This window comes from Pseudocolwellia sp. AS88 (assembly GCF_030551755.1).
Taxonomy (GTDB): domain Bacteria; phylum Pseudomonadota; class Gammaproteobacteria; order Enterobacterales; family Alteromonadaceae; genus Pseudocolwellia.
The window spans coordinates 148,246-165,124 of the sequence record NZ_JAUPEC010000008.1; the positions used below are offsets into that span (position 1 = coordinate 148,246).

General features: G+C 35.4%; 14 protein-coding genes. 9 read left to right on the forward strand and 5 right to left on the reverse strand.

All coding sequences use genetic code 11. The annotated features are described in order from the left end of the window. Positions 1 to 540: 540 nt before the first annotated feature. On the reverse strand, positions 541 to 2,418 hold the full coding sequence (dnaK, locus tag Q5N69_RS08060) for a molecular chaperone DnaK (protein ID WP_304368358.1): 1,878 nt from the start codon (positions 2,416 to 2,418) through the stop codon (positions 541 to 543). A gap of 355 nt (positions 2,419 to 2,773) precedes the next feature. Here dnaK and Q5N69_RS08065 point away from each other — a divergent pair, with 355 nt between their 5' ends. Beyond that, positions 2,774 to 3,577: a Crp/Fnr family transcriptional regulator gene (locus tag Q5N69_RS08065; protein WP_304368359.1), complete on the forward strand. Its 804-nt coding sequence runs from the start codon at positions 2,774 to 2,776 to the stop codon at positions 3,575 to 3,577. Positions 3,578 to 3,614: 37 nt separating this feature from the next. After that, entirely contained in the window at positions 3,615 to 4,217 is a 603-nt protein-coding gene (locus Q5N69_RS08070) for a DNA-J related domain-containing protein (RefSeq protein WP_304368360.1), read from the forward strand. 47 nt (positions 4,218 to 4,264) lie between these two features. Here Q5N69_RS08070 and Q5N69_RS08075 read toward each other — a convergent pair whose 3' ends face one another. Continuing rightward, positions 4,265 to 5,224: a DnaJ C-terminal domain-containing protein gene (locus tag Q5N69_RS08075; RefSeq protein WP_304368361.1), complete on the reverse strand. Its 960-nt coding sequence runs from the start codon at positions 5,222 to 5,224 to the stop codon at positions 4,265 to 4,267. Between the two features lie 546 nt (positions 5,225 to 5,770). Between Q5N69_RS08075 and Q5N69_RS08080 the strand changes: the two genes are divergently transcribed. Continuing rightward, positions 5,771 to 6,760 (forward strand): GGDEF domain-containing protein, encoded by a 990-nt coding sequence (locus tag Q5N69_RS08080; protein ID WP_304368363.1) that lies wholly within the window; start codon positions 5,771 to 5,773, stop codon positions 6,758 to 6,760. 664 nt (positions 6,761 to 7,424) lie between these two features. Here the strand turns inward: Q5N69_RS08080 and Q5N69_RS08085 are convergent. Further along, positions 7,425 to 8,075, reverse strand: coding sequence for a response regulator transcription factor (locus Q5N69_RS08085; protein WP_304368364.1), 651 nt, complete (start codon positions 8,073 to 8,075; stop codon positions 7,425 to 7,427). Beyond that, positions 8,065 to 9,420, reverse strand: coding sequence for a cache domain-containing protein (locus tag Q5N69_RS08090; RefSeq protein ID WP_304368365.1), 1,356 nt, complete (start codon positions 9,418 to 9,420; stop codon positions 8,065 to 8,067). The genes Q5N69_RS08085 and Q5N69_RS08090 overlap by 11 nt, the downstream gene beginning before the upstream one ends. 329 nt (positions 9,421 to 9,749) lie before the next feature. Between Q5N69_RS08090 and Q5N69_RS08095 the strand changes: the two genes are divergently transcribed. The 6 genes from Q5N69_RS08095 to Q5N69_RS08120 all read left to right on the forward strand — a co-directional run bounded on the left by Q5N69_RS08095 (position 9,750) and on the right by Q5N69_RS08120 (position 15,098). Next, complete coding sequence (locus Q5N69_RS08095; RefSeq protein WP_304368384.1) at positions 9,750 to 10,811, forward strand: TRAP transporter substrate-binding protein; 1,062 nt, start codon at positions 9,750 to 9,752, stop codon at positions 10,809 to 10,811. 63 nt (positions 10,812 to 10,874) lie between these two features. After that, complete coding sequence (locus Q5N69_RS08100; RefSeq protein ID WP_304368366.1) at positions 10,875 to 11,393, forward strand: TRAP transporter small permease subunit; 519 nt, start codon at positions 10,875 to 10,877, stop codon at positions 11,391 to 11,393. Then, positions 11,393 to 12,673 (forward strand): TRAP transporter large permease subunit, encoded by a 1,281-nt coding sequence (locus tag Q5N69_RS08105; protein ID WP_304368367.1) that lies wholly within the window; start codon positions 11,393 to 11,395, stop codon positions 12,671 to 12,673. Before Q5N69_RS08100 ends, Q5N69_RS08105 begins: the two co-directional genes overlap by 1 nt. 283 nt (positions 12,674 to 12,956) lie before the next feature. Continuing rightward, positions 12,957 to 13,988: a porin gene (locus tag Q5N69_RS08110; protein ID WP_304368368.1), complete on the forward strand. Its 1,032-nt coding sequence runs from the start codon at positions 12,957 to 12,959 to the stop codon at positions 13,986 to 13,988. A 128-nt stretch (positions 13,989 to 14,116) separates the two neighbouring features. Next, positions 14,117 to 14,443: a hypothetical protein gene (locus Q5N69_RS08115; protein ID WP_304368369.1), complete on the forward strand. Its 327-nt coding sequence runs from the start codon at positions 14,117 to 14,119 to the stop codon at positions 14,441 to 14,443. 187 nt (positions 14,444 to 14,630) lie between these two features. Then, a complete protein-coding gene (locus tag Q5N69_RS08120; RefSeq protein WP_304368370.1) occupies positions 14,631 to 15,098 on the forward strand; it encodes a prepilin-type N-terminal cleavage/methylation domain-containing protein in 468 nt (155 codons plus the stop codon). Between the two features lie 282 nt (positions 15,099 to 15,380). Here the strand turns inward: Q5N69_RS08120 and Q5N69_RS08125 are convergent, their stop codons facing one another. After that, the gene (locus Q5N69_RS08125; protein WP_304368371.1) at positions 15,381 to 16,850 is read right to left on the reverse strand and encodes a hypothetical protein; all 1,470 of its coding nucleotides are present in this window, start codon (positions 16,848 to 16,850) and stop codon (positions 15,381 to 15,383) included. Positions 16,851 to 16,879 lie beyond the last annotated feature (29 nt).

The window sequence follows — 16,879 nt, forward strand, 5'->3', positions numbered from 1 at the left end:
ACGATTGAGAATAATATGGGAGCGGCACATCTCAAGTGTTCTTTCCATATTAGATTAATAAACAAGTAGTTATATAATATTAGAGTCACATTAAATACTTGTGAAATAAGTATGAGTTATTTTTTATCACTAGCTGAAATATTAATTTTTTAATTGTAAATTTTAATGAAAAAAGTGCCAAACCCGATTAAGAGTTTGGCACTTTGTTGATGAATGTATACTAGTATACCTCAGCTCGGGATAAGCAAAGTCACTCAATAAGTTATTTTTAAGCCTAACATCGTTGCCTACATGGATGTAGGTACTTAGTTTTTATCGGGAATAAAAAAACTGTGTATTTGTTACCAATAGCCAGCTATTGGGTAGACAAATCCGCCTTGCTAGGCATAAAACTATCAATATTGAGTCATCATATTACATGTAAAGTACTCTGATGGTTATTTAATTTATTGATAAGTAACTCTTTTTATTTAATGTTATGACATTCATTATCCCGAGTTGAGGTTAATATAAATCAGTACTTACTCAAATTTCCACCCATTAAGCGTTGCTAACATCTTCAAAGTCAGCATCTATAACATCGTCGTTACTTGCACTGTCATCAGCATTATAGTCTTGCTGAGACTGAGCTTGTGTAACTTTACTATAAGCCTCTTCTAATGCCTTTTGACGCATAACGATTGCTTCTTTGTCACTGCCATTAACCGCCATTTTAAGTTGCTCAATTAAGGTTTTAAGTTCTGTTTGTTGATCTTCAGCTAAGCTAGCCATCGACGTTTCAACAGTATGAATTAATTGATCCGCTTGGTTACGCTGTTCAACTAGCTCACGTTTTTTCTTGTCTTCAGTGGCATGTTTTTCAGCATCATTCACCATGTTATTAATTTCATCTTCGGTTAAACCGCTCGCTGCAGTAATTTTAATGCTTTGCTCTTTACCTGTTGCTTTGTCTTTAGCAGAAACATTTAAAATACCATCAGCATCAATATCAAAAGTGACTTCAACTTGCACTGAACCACGTGGTCCTTGTTTAATATCCGTTAAGTTAAATTGACCTAACGATTTATTATCTGTTGCCATTTCACGTTGACCTTGTAACACATGAACCGTTACGGCAGCTTGGTTATCTTCAGCTGTTGAGAAGGTTTCAGATGCACGAGTTGGTATTGTAGTGTTTTTCTCAATCAACTTAGTCATAACGCCACCTAAGGTTTCAATACCTAAAGATAATGGTGTTACATCCAGCAATAGCACATCATTTACAGTGCCAGATAATACTCCCGATTGAATTGCCGCACCTATCGCCACCGCTTCATCTGGGTTTACATCTTTACGTGGTTCTTTACCAAAGAAGCTTTGAACTGCTTCTTGTACTTTCGGCATACGTGTTTGACCACCTACCAGAATAACTTCGCTAATGTCACCTTTACTTAACCCCGCATCTTTTAAAGCCTGCTCACATGGTGCAATAGTACTTTTAACTAAATCTTCAACTAATGACTCCAATTTAGCGCGAGTTACTTTCACATTTAAATGTTTAGGCCCACTTGCATCGGCTGTGATGTAAGGCAAGTTGACATCAGTTTGTAAGGCAGAAGATAATTCAATCTTTGCTTTCTCAGCTGCTTCTTTAATACGTTGTAACGCTAAAGAATCTTGATGAACATCTATACCACTTTCCTTTTTAAACTCATCAGCAAGATAATTAATTAAACGTAAATCAAAATCTTCACCACCTAAAAAGGTATCGCCATTGGTTGCTAATACTTCAAATTGTTTTTCACCATCTACATTCGATATTTCGATAATTGATACATCAAATGTACCACCACCTAAATCGTAAACCACAACCTTTTGGTCGGCTTTACTGTTTTTATCAACGCCATAAGCGAGTGCTGCAGCTGTTGGTTCGTTAATAATACGTTTAACATTAAGACCTGCAATTTTACCTGCGTCTTTAGTTGCTTGACGTTGCGAATCGTTAAAATAAGCGGGTACTGTAATGACTGCTTCGGTAACCGTTTCACCTAAATAAGCTTCGGCATCTTTTTTCAATTTACGTAAAATTTGAGCTGATACTTCTTGTGGTGATAATGCTTTACCATTTACTTCAACCCAAGCGTCACCGTTGTCAGCTTTTACGATTTTGTAAGGTGCTAACTTAATATCTTTTTGTACTTCTTTGTCATCAAACTTACGTCCGATTAAGCGTTTAATTGCAAATAAAGTGTTGTCTGCGTTTGTAACTGCTTGTCTTTTTGCTGGTTGGCCGGCTAATGTTTCGCCGTTAGCATAAGCAACAATTGAAGGTGTTGTGCGGCTACCTTCAGCATTCTCAATAATTCGTGCTTTACCGCCTTCCATTACTGCAACACATGAGTTTGTTGTACCTAAATCAATACCAATAATCTTAGTCATAATAATTTCCTATTACTTAACAGAGCTTAATAAAAAGCATTTAATAAAAGTGGAGGGGCTTTATGGTTATGTCCATGTCAGCTGTTTACTCCGTTAAACAACCTTGTATAAAACTTTTAATTTCTAAGTGCTTTATACAAGGTTGCTTGGTTAGTGGAGCTATAATAGGGGAGACGGATAAATGCTTCTGTCACAAATATGACAGTTGGTGTCATTTAGTTTTATTATTTTGAATTAAATAGTTGGAGAGATAGGTAGCAGTGGGGGACTCAGTTTTGTTTTAGCTTTTGCTATATAGCGACAACTAGGTAGAATAAAAAAATGTGTTTATGTTATGGCTTAAATCCTTTTATCTATGAATAAAGATGTTAATCACCTTCCTCAAAAAGCGAGTCCTGTATTAGTTAAACAAGCGAATATTTTTGCAGACTTACCTGAAAAGTTAATTGAAGATTTTCAGCAAGAATTTCAATTAAATGAATGGAACAAAGGCGAGTATATTAATTCAGATATTCTAACAAAACGCTTTTTTGTGATGATAGAAGGGCAATTAGAAATCAAACAAGCGAATCCTGAAACAGGTCGTGAAGCCACATTAGATATGCTTTATGCAGGCGACTGTTTTGATTTAATGGTGTTATTAGATGATCAGCCCCATAATGTGATTATTTCACCGTTAAATACAGTAAAACTGCTTTCGGTAAAGTTATCGACTATGCGTCATTGGTTATGGACTTATCCAGAATTTAATCAGCAGTTTATGCCCTATTTAGCACAAAAGATGCGTGAGAAAGAGCATCAAGCGAGTAATTTAATTTTACATGATGTGCCTACACGTTTAAGTCGAATTATTTTGGAACATATAAATAAAATCAAGTTTTATGCCGGCGCGAAAGAAGAAGAGCATAAACACCATTTAGTGAATGGTTTAAACGACGAAACCTTAGCACGAATGACGGGATCTGTTAGACAGGTTATTAATAAACAACTACAGTTATGGAAGAAGCAAGACACGATTGATAAAAAGCGTAATCAGTTAATTATTAAAGATTTAGAAGCTTTGGAAAAAGAAGCAAAATATACTCACAATCTCGCTAATACTGCAATCTCTAATCTAAAACCTAATAATGGTTCAAATAAACCAACAAATACAAGGTAAGGACGATAAGATTTTACCTACAGGATCTAATATTTACATGAATAGTTTAAATCCTTATTTAGCCCCTTTACTTGATGCAATAGATCGATTTTTAAATGATTTTCCTCAAACAAACGAACATCAACTGATTAAACATCTGCAAGATAATAAAATTACCCCGTTCGCCGATTTCTCATTAGCTGAATCAAAAGATTTATTTAGCGCACATTTTCTTTGTATGCATGTTTTATATCACTTAAGAAGAGAGTATCGGGATAAGCAGACATTTGTACTCGATATACAATTAGTGAGGATACAACGTTTACCATTAGTAGCATCAAAAAGTATAAATAATGAAGAAAAGCTAGCGCTTGAAACAATTGATCCACTTGAAAGTTATTACTTAAATTCAAAACATTATTTTGAAACACAAGAAGATGAAATTAATGATTTACTTAAATCTTTTTGGCAAAAATATTTAGCACAAGATAACAAGAAAGAAGCACTTGCTGTGTTAGACCTTCCAACTGATGCCGATGCAAAAATGATTAAAGCTCAGTACAAGCACCTCGCTCAGAAACATCATCCTGATAAAGGTGGTTGCGCTGAAATGTTTACTAAAATTCGCCAAGCTAAAACTGTGTTAGATCAGCTTTTATAAAACCTCTGTAATTCAGGAGCTAAGTTAAAACTAAGTACCTGCTTTTGTTAAGCCTCTACTTTATTTTCTGTAGCTAAGGCTTTTAAAGATTCATACAGTTTTTCTTCTTCTGCTGACAAGCTTTTTGGTAATACTATTTTTAGTTTTACAAAAAAATCACCCGCTACTTTGCAAGGTAAGCCACGACCTTTTAAGCGCATTTTACTACCACTGTTACTTAATTTAGGTAAGCTTAAATCGATAACGCCTGTTGGTGTTGGTACTTTTACTTTGTCACCTAAAGCTGCTTGCCACGGACTAATGCTGACTTCAGTGGTAATATTTGCTCCGTCAACTTCATACAATAGATTAGGGTTAAAGCCAATTTCAATATATAAGTCACCATTTTCGGCTCCACCGACACTAGGACCACCTTGATTTTTCAAGCGGATTTTTTGTCCTGCTTTTATACCTTTAGGAATATTAATCTTTAAGGTACGATCTTTTGGTGCTGATTGTCTGTTCTGGTTCACCATTTGATCACTCAAACTAAAGTTGCGGCTTGCTCCGGTATAAGAGTCTTGAATATCAATCATTATCTTGGCGCTGCTGTCTTGTCCTTTTTTCTGATATGAACCTCTGCCTCTTGTGGCTCCAGGATTTCCAGCAAAGCCACTACCAAATAATGATTCAAAGAAGTCACTAAAATCGCCTTGACCTCCAGCTGTGCCGCCAGCACTGTATCCACCATTACTTCGGCCATATTGATCTTGCCAACTAGGTGGAGGTGTAAAGCCTGATTGTCCTGATTTCCAATTGCTACCAAGTTGGTCGTAAGCTGCTCGCTTTTCTTTATCGCGCAGTACTTCGTAAGCTTCGTTGATATCTTTAAAACGACTTTCAGCATCCTTTTCTTTGCTTACATCAGGATGAAATTTTCGTGCGAGTTTACGATAAGATGTTTTAATTTCATCTTGAGACGCTGTTTTATCAACGTTCATTATTTTGTAGTAATCTTTATAATTCACGATAACCTCCTGTATAACTAACGTTTAAGTTAGGGATTACAGACTTAGGATTAATAGAGTAAAAAGGGATTAAATAAAATGCCGTGTGGTATTTATATAGTCCAATGGGATGGCATTATTATAGAACAATTAAAAATTATGAATGTCAGTTATGTGACACTTTATATAAATTATAACCAGTGTTTCATTAATTCTGTTTTTATTCAGAAATAACAAAATAATCATATTTTTCAATAAACAATTTTAACTTTGTCAGCTATGCTTAATACTAACACTAAAATGCAAAGGGTTTTGTTTATACTCAGATCAGTTAGAAATACATTTAATATAATAATTTCTTAACAAGATAATGAGTTATTATTTCTGTATATCATCTATATTTAAATTGATTTGTATTACCAAGGGTTTTACAAATTATATATATGCACAATATATCTTTAATACAAACATAGACGTATTTAAATAATAAGGGAATTTACCTTCTGTTTAATTGATTTCATTAAAGATGATTTAGAAAAATCAAACTAATAATAACGGTAAATTTGAATGATCAAACAAGATAACTACGACTACAGGCGATTCGCTTTACGTATATTGTTGGTAGTCACTATTTTTTCTGCAACATTTTTTGCTATAAAAAATTGGATAAGTGGCTGGCACTCTTTCGCCATGATGGAAGCTGTTGTAGCATTTTTCTGGTCTTATATTCTGAGTATTGTTTCAACCACAATACATTTAAAACGCTGGTCTTTAATCTATTTATGTACTTTTTATTTCCTTGTTTTATATGGTATTTATTTTTCTAGTTACGAGAATGGTTTATTTGCATGGCTATTTATTTTTCCGATTATCTCTTATTTACTTTTAGGGCGTAAACTCGGAACAATATTAACAACAATAAGTGTATTTATTGGTTTAGGTTTTCTTGGTCGTTTGGTATGGCAACTTAACTCAGATGTACAATGGATTGTGATGGCTAATTTTGGATTGTGTGTGATAGCTATCTGGACGATGGTTTATGTTTACGAGTCTAAAAGTGAAGCGGTTATAACTAGATTACAAGAGCAAGTTACAAGAGACCCACTAACTGGGTTGTTAAATATAAGAAATTTAAATGATATTCTTGTTTCTGTTTTGTACAGTGCAGAACGTCGTGGTGAGTCGGTTACTATAGCTTATATAGACCTAAATGATTTTAAGAAAATAAATGACACTCAAGGTCACCAAAAGGGCAATGAAATACTCTTAACTGTGGCTAAAATTATTAAAAATATTACTCGAACAGAGGATCATTCTTTTAGATATGGCGGAGATGAGTTCTGTATTATTTTCCCTAATTGCACGATAGAACAAGCAAAGAATAGTTATGGAAAAAGATTAAAAGAAGAAGTACATAAAGAATTAGATAAGCTTACTATGAGTATTGGTTACGCTGAAACAGGCGCTGAGGGCTACTTATCTCCTGATGATTTTATAAACCAAGCAGATAAAGATATGTATGCCACTAAATGTACGTTTAAAATGCAAACATCTTAAAGCTTTTAAATTAAAAAGTTGTGAAATCTATGCCTTATAAGCTTATTCAGAATGATATCTCTTACATTAGCTAAGACGATCAATATGGTGAAATGCATTTAACGGGGACATTGTTCTATCTGATGCATTAGCATGGAATAACTTGGCTAAAATATTATTAGAAGATGTTCTGAATCAGATAATAAAAACAGTAAGGAAGCTGTTGCACAGTGTTCTGATGTCGTTAATTATCTAACATAGAACTTAGTTCATCCGATAATGTTAGACGCTAATTGTATAACAAGGTGTTTTTCTTGATTAATAGCTGGTTATTAGCAAGAAAAACATCCAAGTAAACGATTAAATAACAATATTAACCTCAGCTCGGGTTAAGCTATTTTACTCAATAATGCTATTTAAGCGCCTATCTGCGTTGCCTGCATGGATGCAGGTACTTGGTTTTTATCAGGAATAAAAAAAACGTATTTTTACGCCCAATAGCCAGCTATTGGTTTATAAAAACGCCTTGATAATCACATAAATTTCATCATTGAGAGAGAATTAAGGCCTTTTATGTTTTTAATCTTGATAAAGCTAAAAGATACTTCAATAAATCAATGGGTTATTAAATCCATTAACCCGAGTTGAGGTAATGTTAGGCATAATTGCTTATCCTGAATCTAGGTTACTTATTCTTTTCAATTAACCCATGATTAACTGCGTATCTTACTAATTCAGCTAAGGTTTCTATTTTTAGTTTTGTTTTTATGTTTCTGCGATGAGCATCAACGGTTCTAAAGCTAATATCTAACTTTCGGGCGACTTCTTTACTTGATAAACCACTAGCGACATGTGAAAGAATAACTTGCTCACGTGTGGTGAGTTTTTCGTTATCAGCTTTCATCGGGTTTTCAATTAACATTTTAGATATAGAGCTACTAAAGTGTGTATTGCCTTTAGCTACGGCTTTTATTGCAAAATACACTTCTTCAGATGAGGTGTCTTTTAATACATAACCGCTTGCACCCGCATCAATTGCGCTTCTAACAAACTCAGGTCTGTCGTGCATGCTAAATATTAGTACGCGCGTATCGGGAAGTTGTTCTGATATAATTTCAGTGGCATCTATACCGTTCATTTTCGGCATACTAACGTCCATAATGATCACATCAGGCTTTAATTCTTTTGCTTTACTTAAAGCTTCTGCCCCGTCATCTGTAGCCCCAACTATTTCTATATCGTCATAAAATGCTAAACATGCTGTTAAACCACCTTGTACCATAGGGTGATCATCAACAAGCATGACAGAAATTTTTGAATTATTATTATCTATCATCGTTTTTCGTTCTTATTGTTGCTTCGTTGAAATGATTTACAAAACTGGCTGTTGGTATTTTAACGGTAATAAGTGTGCCTTTTTTCGATGATTTTATATTAAATTCACCTTTGTGATATTGAACTCTTTCAGCTAAATTTCTTAAGCCAATACCTTCATAAGAAGTATTGTTGTTCTGAATATCAAAGCCTTTACCATCATCTTTTATTGTTAGGGTTAGCCAGTCATCCTGTATTGATAAACTTATAATAACACTTTTGGCTTCGGCGTGTTTTTGAATATTCGTTAATGTTTCTTGAACCACTCTAAATAGGGTTGTATTGATAAAGTCGGGTAATAATTTTCTTAACGAAGGTTTAAATACCTGTATTTCTACGCCTGTACGTTTTGAGAAATCTTGCGCTATAGATTCGATAGCAACAGATAATCCTAGTTCATCTAATACTTGAGGGTGCATGTGATGAGAAATTCTTCGCACTTCTTGAATCGCAAAAGTGAGGTTTTTTTCTGCATGAGTGAGTGGTTCTGGTTTTTCTTGTTTGTTTTTAAGTAGTGAAAGTCGGGTGGCTTCCAAAGAATATTTTATAGAAACTAATATTTGAATAATTCCATCGTGAAGCTCTCTTGATATATGGCGGTTTTCTTCTTCTTGAACGTCGATAACTCTTTGACTAAGCTCATTTATTTTTTCTTCAGCTTTTCTTTTATGGCTAAGGTTAACAGCAAAACCAAAGATAAAAATAAAGAAGATTGAAGATAAAGCTACTACTAAAATGATTTTTTTAGTTCTGTTGATGTGTCGATTAATTTCGTTTTGAGTTTCATTTAGCTGTTTATATACATCATCTAAATAGACACCAGTACCTATCATCCAATCCCAACGTTCTATCATGGTTGAGTAACCCATTTTTTCTGATTGCTGGCCTTCAGATGGTTTGGACCAGTTATATCGATAAAAATCGCCACCTTTTTGAGCATTTTTGATCAAAACTTGAATGATCATTTCGCCATTGCTGTCTCTTAAATCCCACCAGCTTTTACCCACTCGGTTAGGCTGTTTAGGATGAACAACATTATTTCCGTGTACGTCGTAAATAAAGAAGTAGCCATCATCTCCGTTATAAAGCATATTTTCCACAATATCTGCCACTACACCTTTAACTTTATTGTCGTTGCTTTTGTCGCTAGGATACATGTGTTCTACAGAAGTAAGAGCAATAGACGTGTAGTTCTTAAGTTCTTGTTCTTTTTGCTTTATTAAGAAACTTTCAAGGGCCTTTACGGTTTTAACTGAGAGCTCTCGGTATTCATTAGAAACTAGATAATAGGTGATTACTGAAGTCAAAATTACCTGAAAAACGGCGATATATAAGAGTCGTAGTGGTAGCGTCATGATTTGCCTTTGTTAACAACCTGTGGGATATTTTACTGGTTATTATAATTGAATGAAATATAACCGTTCGTATTCGGTATAATCGACTATAATCACAAATATTGAGAGATATTGCTACTGTGCAGACAATACCTACGTATTTATACCTAGTATAGATCGTATTAGTAGGTAGGTAGGTAAGTGTTTGTACGAATAGTTAAAATGTCTCTCTTTTGCGACAGTATAGGAACTTTAATAAGCGCGATAAGCGCAAAATGGGGAAGGTTACAATGTCAAAATCAATGATTATAAAAGCGTTGTTAGTAGCATCGGTTGCATTTTCTGGGCTGGTAAATGCTGCTGGTGACGAAAAAGTTAGATGGCGATTAGCTGAAACATGGGGTCCTAATTTCCCAATATTCGGTGATGCACCAAAAAATATGGCGAAGTTAGTAAAAGAATTATCTAACGGTCGTTTCACTATTCGTATCGATTCTGCCAATAAGCACAAGTCTGCTTTTGGTATATTCGATTTTGTTAAAAATGGCCAATATCAAATGGGTCATTCAGCATCATATTATTGGAAAGGTAAAGACTTCAACACTATGTTCTTTACAACAGTTCCTTTCGGTATGACAACTTCTGAACAGTACGCTTGGTTCTACCATGGCGGCGGTATGGAGTTAATGAAGTCAGTTTACGACAAGTACGGCATTATGTCGTTCCCAGGTGGTAACACAGGTAACCAAATGGGCGGTTGGTTCCGTAAAGAAATCAACAGTGTTGAAGATCTTCAAGGTTTAAAAATGCGTATCCCAGGTTTTGCTGGTGAAGTATTGGCTAAGTTAGGTGCTAAACCTACTAACATCCCATCAGGTGAGCTATACACTGCATTAGAACGTAATACGATTGATGCGTTAGAGTGGGTTGGTCCATCACTAGATTTACGTATGGGTTTCCACAAAATAGCTCCATACTACTATACTGGCTGGCATGAGCCTGCAACTGAACTTCAGTTTATGGTAAACCAGAAAGCTTACGATAAATTACCTGAAGATTTACAAAAAATCTTAGTTGCAGCAATGAAGTTAGCGGCATACGACATGTATACGCAATCAACTCATGAAAGTGGTAAGAACTTAGCAACCATCAGAAAAGATTTTCCTAACGTGAAAATGCGTACATTCCCTAAACCAGTAATGGACGCAATCAAAGTTGCTAACAGTGAATTACTTGCTGAATTTGCTAGCAAAGATCCTAAAACTCAAGAGATTTTAGATTCTATCAAAAGCTACCAAGAACAAGCGCGTGCTTGGACAGACTTCTCAGACCGTGCCTACTTAGACAGCTTCAGCGCTAAGTAGTACATCCCTCAATATCTATAACTACTTACTTTCCTTAAGTAAGTAGTTATGGAGGTTATTATTATGCAAACCTTATTAAATATTCTTAGAAAATTTATTAATGCTGTTGGTTCGCTCTGCAGTTTATTAATGATCCTGATGATCCTTAACGTATTTTACGATGTTGTAATGCGTTACTTTTTTAACGATGTAAGTATTGCTATGCAAGAACTTGAATGGCATCTTTATGCTGCTATGTTCATGTTCGGTATTGGTTACACATTAAAAGAAGATGGTCATGTAAGAGTTGATGTTATTTACGATCAACTATCTAAAAAAACACAAGCTATTATCAATATTGTAGGCTCTTTACTGTTTGCCTTGCCGTTTACGCTTTTAATTTTATATTTCAGCTGGGACTACGCGCTAGAAGCCTACACTATGGGTGAAGGCAGTGCAGATCCGGGTGGATTACCTCATCGCTGGATTATCCGAAGTGTTATTCCTGTTTCATCTATTTATTTACTCATTTGTCTTTTATATGTAGTACTAACTCAAATTAAAAGCCTTTCAACTCTTGTTCCAGAAAAAGGAGAGAAATAATGACGGGTTTGATTTTATTTGTAGTCGCTTTACTGTTTTTATTCTTTGGCTATTCTGTAGCATTTACTTTTGCTGGTGTATCAGTTTTAGTCGGTGTGCTTGCTTTAGGCTCAGATCTATTTTCATTTATGCCATATCGAATTATGGGCGTAATGGAAAATACCACCTTGATGGCAATTCCTATGTTCGTTTTTATGGGGATTGTGCTGCAAAAAACAGGGTTGGCTGAACGCTTACTTGAATCTTCAGCAAAACTCTTTGGCAGTATTGCCGGCGGTGTTGCTATTTCAACGATTATTGTTGGTGCTTTATTAGCGGCGTCTACAGGTGTTGTTGGTGCAAGTGTTGTAGCAATGGGTGTTATTTCTTTACCTGTAATGCTTAAAAATAAATACCATGAACCTACGGCTGCAGGTGTGATTTGTGCATCGGGTACGTTAGGTCAAATTATCCCGCCATCAATTATCTTGATTATCCTTGGCGATGTAATGGGTGTTCCTGTTGGTGATTTATTTAAAGCTGCTGTACTTCCAGGTATGTTACTAATTGTTGTTTACACCATTTATATTTTGGTTTTAGGTAAATTTAAACCTGAATACTGTCCTCCTATGGAGATCACAGAAAGTAAAGCTGAACTATTAGTACAAGCGACAAAAGATATTGTGCCACCATTATTACTTATCGTAACAGTTTTAGGTTCAATCTTTTCTGGTATTGCTACACCGACAGAATCTTCTGCCATTGGTGCATTAGGCTCAGTTATTTTAGCTGTTTTTTATCGTAGTTTTTCTTTCAAAAAGTTAAATGATGTATCGAAAGAAACTGTAAAAGTAACGTCAATGATCTTCGCTGTACTTATTGGTGCAACAGCATTCTCTATGGTGTTTAGCTATTCAGGTAGTGAATACATTGTTGAAGAGTTCTTCTTAGATTTACCAGGTGATAAATGGACATTCTTGTTGATGTCTATGTTAGCGATATTAATTTTAGGATTCTTTATTGATTTCATTGAAATAGCCTTTTTAGTTGTACCGATTTTGGTACCTGTGGCTATGGTTTTAGAAATTGACTTAGTGTGGTTTGCTATCTTAATTTCAATGAATTTACAGACATCTTTTTTAACACCGCCCTTTGGTTTTAGTCTCTTTTATCTAAAAGGCGTAGCTCCACCCACACTTAAAACAACAACAATATATAAAGGTGTAATTCCTTTTATCCTAATGCAGATAATGGTTCTAGCACTGGTTTTATTTTTGCCTGAATACTTTATCTTCACATAATAAAAAATAACATAAACTAGGGTTGTTGATCTTTCCTGATTAGTTTTACAGCAAGGTGTTTAGCATTTAGATAGTACAGCGTAAGTTAGAGAAGTTAGTTACTCGAACTTACGCTAAATGTTAAACACATGCTGCCGTTAGGTTCATTTAAAAAGCATGCTTATTGGTGTGCGCTTTATTAAAAAATAAAGCCCACGTCGTGGTTTAACTCGTTTAAAAATTGAATAAAATCTAACTATGAAAGCTCAATAAACCCTAATAACATAAACTGGGGAATATAATAATGAAGAAAACAGCTCTATTTTTAGCCATTGGAAGTACTTTATTTGTGGCGAATTCAGCTATCGCTGATGTGTCGGTTTACGGTCGAATTACTTACAATATGCTAAAAGATGATACGTCGAAAGATGTATATTTTGGTCGTCATGAATTTGCAGAATCAAATTTCGGTTTTAAAGGTACATTTGATTATGGAAATTTGAAGTTTGGCGCTCAATTAGAAGTTGGTTTAGATGAAGGGGTTTCTAGTATCCTTCATGCAGAAGGTAACTCTCGAACTCGTATTCAAGAATTATCTGTTGCTGGTGATTTTGGTAAAGTAAAACTAGGTACTGGTGCTGGTATTACTTGGATTATTTCTGATGTCGATCAATCAGGCACTTGGTGGTCTGATCCATTAGGCATGAGCCAACGTTTTGGTGCTAGCCGTCGTGGCCCTGCTACTGACAGCCAAACACCATTTGTACAAGCTCAATCTATCTTTAATGAGCGTATTATTTATGAGTCACCTACTTTTTTAGAAGGTGCTAAATTCTACGCTCAAATGAGTGAAGCGAGTGGTTACGAAGTTGCCATTAAATATGTGGCGAATGGCTGGCGCGTAAATGTTTGGAATGTTGATTACGGTGATGTTGACCGTGATGAAGATCCACAAGCGGATATTGATGAAAACGGTACTGCTGGTTTCTTTGGTGCTACTGAAGGTCGAGGAGTTCTTGCTGGTTACAAACATTCATCAGGTGTTAACTTTACTGCAACTTATGGTGAAGCTGATCAAGTAGATGACAGCAAAAGAGAATTCATTAACTGGAAGCTAGGTTATACAAAAGATAAACATGCAGTAAGTATTAGCATGGGTAACTATAGTTCAGAAGATGGTTCTGGTGTGTCTGGTCCAGATCATACACGTACAACGTTAGCCTATAACTTTAAACCTTTAACCGGTGTTCAATTATGGGCGCAAGCAACTAAAGGCGATACAGATGATCAAGAATCATTTAATGCTTTAGTTTTAGGTGGTTTAGTTAAGTTTTAATCATTACTAATTAAGAATAGTATTGTGTCTTACATGCTATTCTTTAGGAGTTTTTGAATATTTTGATCTTTTATTGAAAAATTTAATCTCAGATATTCAATAATTCCTAGTTATTATTTGGAGAAAATATGATGAAATATACGATATGTATTGTGATTACATTATTAACAACAAGCTTTGGCGCATTAGCTGATAATGAAATGGAGAAGGAACCAGGACTTTTCACAGGTAAAAAAGGGGCTTTTACGTTATTAAAAACAGATAACCTTAAGCCAAAAGAACAAGCTAACAAAGAAATCATAGAACAAAAAAGTCACGTTAAAGCTACCGTTGCGGATATGTCGAAGAAAGAAGAATTTGGCCTATTTAAAAACTGGAAGCAACATAAAGAAAATAATACCTCAGAATACCAAGAATTTTTATTATGGTTAGAATATAAAGAAGTTAACCAATAATATATTGATAAAAAACTCGTCATCATTTGAATATTCTCTCTTTTTCTTTTGTATTTTAGAAAGGATCAAGCTTAGCGACTAGCCAGTTTTTTATTTTGATTTATACAGGAGTTAAATTGATTTTAAAAAACTAAGACTTTAAAATCTCAATTTCTTAAAATTAAAGTAGTAAAGGTTACGGTTTTATATGAAAAAACACTCAGGGTTTACCTTAATTGAATTAGTTGTTGTAATAGCTATCCTTGGCATTTTATCTGCTGTCGCTTTACCTAAATTTATAAACCTACAAGATGACGCTCAACAAGCTGCAATGAATGGGCTTAAATCAGCTTTAGAAACTGCTTCTTCGTTGACTTTTGCTAAAGCCAAAATTAATCAGGCCGGCGACTTTGCTGATGAAACCCTGCCATCAGGTATAAGAATTCGGTACGGTTATCCTTTCGCTACCCAAACCAATTTAAAATTACTGCTTGATCTTAATGATGATGACTGGAAACTTTCTGGTTCTGATCCCGCGATTACTTTTACCAGAACAAGTACTACAGAAGATTTGACCGTAAGTGAAATAGCAAGCGCTGACGTCTGTAAGCTTATTTACACGAGAGCTGTGCAAGGTGAGCGACCAGATATTACTATATCGGGTTGTACTGATTAGATATGGTAAGTTGTGTTTGGTTCGACTGGGTTTTTACTGGGGATAAGTTAATTGAATCATTAGAATTTAATATAGGAATTCAGATACTCCAAAGTTTAACTTGGTTACTAAGTTAAAGCACTAAGCTACATACACAGCTTAATATTTTCTCTAGTCTAATCGTTTTCTAACCCTCTATACTCACTTTGTTTGCTTATCTTTATTAAACCGAACTCAGGTTCTTTACATACAAAAAAAACGCCATCTGATCACTCAAATGGCGTTTTGTTATTCTATCTTAATTTATAATAAGCGTTGTACGATAGGGCAATTAATAATTATTCCGGTAGAGCCATAAGGCGTACCACCTGGACCTGTTACAAAGCCTCGTTCAACCATGCCTAGAATTGCAAACTCTTCTGTCATTCTAGAGCGGTATCCTTGATCAACAGCTTCTTGTGTCCATTCGCCTAAGTTTAAATCCCAAAGCGGACTATAATCTGTAGCAATGGTAGGTATACCACCAAGAATGTTTAAAGGAACACCTTCACCAAGAATAGCACTGTTAAAACCTTGACGTTGTGGACTTACTTGACCACTCGCATCGTTAACAGGACCGTTAGTAAAACCAAAGATACGCTCAACACCACTAAATAGTGAATCATCAGCGCCTACAGGTATATTTGCTAATGCAGGAGCAAAAATTGCGCCTTCAAGAGTAGCAGCAATATCCGCAGATGCATCCGTTGATAAATACAATACTGGACGACCAAAACTAAAGCCTAAAGTTAACTCTAATGTTACAGTGCCAGCTTCGCCATCATCACCAGGACAAATAGCAACAACACCATCATGAAGTATTTCACGTGCTGCAACTAATTGGTCGTCAGGTATACCGTCACAGTAAGCAGATAATTGCTCATCAGTAGTATTAAATGACACCATAGGTGCATTATAAATATGGTTACGTGCATTTTCTATTTTAACTAATGGGCTATAAAAACCGTTTTCATCACCTACATCAGTACCTATAGCGCCTGGAGTAAATGCTAGATCTGCAAGTAAATTATTAGTGCCAGACGTATCAGTTGATCCTGCATTTGTGCTTCTTACAGGAGAAAAGTCAACCGCTCCACCTTCAACAACTAGTACGCCTTCGTTGTCATAAAAACCACGACGAACAGCTGAAGGTTGAAAACTATCAGAAGAACCAGATACATCTGTAAATGCTAATTTCTCACTGAAGTTTAAACCTAATGCCGCAGCATTATCACGATCAGATGTATCAGTTACAACATACCAAAACTCTTGACCATCTTTCGAACCACCCGATGCCAAACGCCCTTTATAAAGAGGTAATGTAACCGTTGCTGTTTCTGCCTCTGTATCAACCGTTCCTGCTGTTAACAATTGAACAGGACCAATAAGTCTTGGGTTGCTATCAGATGGCGCAGGACCAAAGTAAGTTACAGGAATATCAGCACCTACTGAAGGTGGACCCGGTGCAACATCGTCTTCATCTTCTTCAAATTCAGCAGGAGTGCCAGCAACTAATTCAAATGCATTTGTACTAGATTCAGTTGCATCAGCGAAATCTTGAGCTAAGCGTCCACCAAATTCAATGGTGATTTCTGAAGGCTCAGGTAAGGTTAGGTCTTGACCTGCTGGGCCTGCAGGACCTTGAGCACCAACGCTACCATCGTCTCCATTACATGCTGACAAGGCAATTGACATTGCTGTCACTAATAGTAATTTTTGAGTAGTAATTTTCATAATAATAAACCTTAATTTGTTAGTTTCGT

Bases quoted from the DNA above. Each gene is read 5' to 3' on its own strand.
- dnaK (WP_304368358.1), bottom strand. From the start codon at position 2,418: ATGACTAAGATTATTGGTATTGATTTAGGTACAACAAACTCATGTGTT.
- Q5N69_RS08085 (WP_304368364.1), bottom strand. From the start codon at position 8,075: ATGATAGATAATAATAATTCAAAAATTTCTGTCATGCTTGTTGATGAT.
- Q5N69_RS08100 (WP_304368366.1), top strand. From the start codon at position 10,875: ATGCAAACCTTATTAAATATTCTTAGAAAATTTATTAATGCTGTTGGT.
- Q5N69_RS08105 (WP_304368367.1), top strand. From the start codon at position 11,393: ATGACGGGTTTGATTTTATTTGTAGTCGCTTTACTGTTTTTATTCTTT.
- Q5N69_RS08115 (WP_304368369.1), top strand. From the start codon at position 14,117: ATGATGAAATATACGATATGTATTGTGATTACATTATTAACAACAAGC.
- Q5N69_RS08120 (WP_304368370.1), top strand. From the start codon at position 14,631: ATGAAAAAACACTCAGGGTTTACCTTAATTGAATTAGTTGTTGTAATA.
- Q5N69_RS08065 (WP_304368359.1), top strand. From the start codon at position 2,774: ATGAATAAAGATGTTAATCACCTTCCTCAAAAAGCGAGTCCTGTATTA.
- Q5N69_RS08080 (WP_304368363.1), top strand. From the start codon at position 5,771: ATGATCAAACAAGATAACTACGACTACAGGCGATTCGCTTTACGTATA.
- Q5N69_RS08070 (WP_304368360.1), top strand. From the start codon at position 3,615: ATGAATAGTTTAAATCCTTATTTAGCCCCTTTACTTGATGCAATAGAT.
- Q5N69_RS08110 (WP_304368368.1), top strand. From the start codon at position 12,957: ATGAAGAAAACAGCTCTATTTTTAGCCATTGGAAGTACTTTATTTGTG.
- Q5N69_RS08125 (WP_304368371.1), bottom strand. From the start codon at position 16,850: ATGAAAATTACTACTCAAAAATTACTATTAGTGACAGCAATGTCAATT.
- Q5N69_RS08095 (WP_304368384.1), top strand. From the start codon at position 9,750: ATGATTATAAAAGCGTTGTTAGTAGCATCGGTTGCATTTTCTGGGCTG.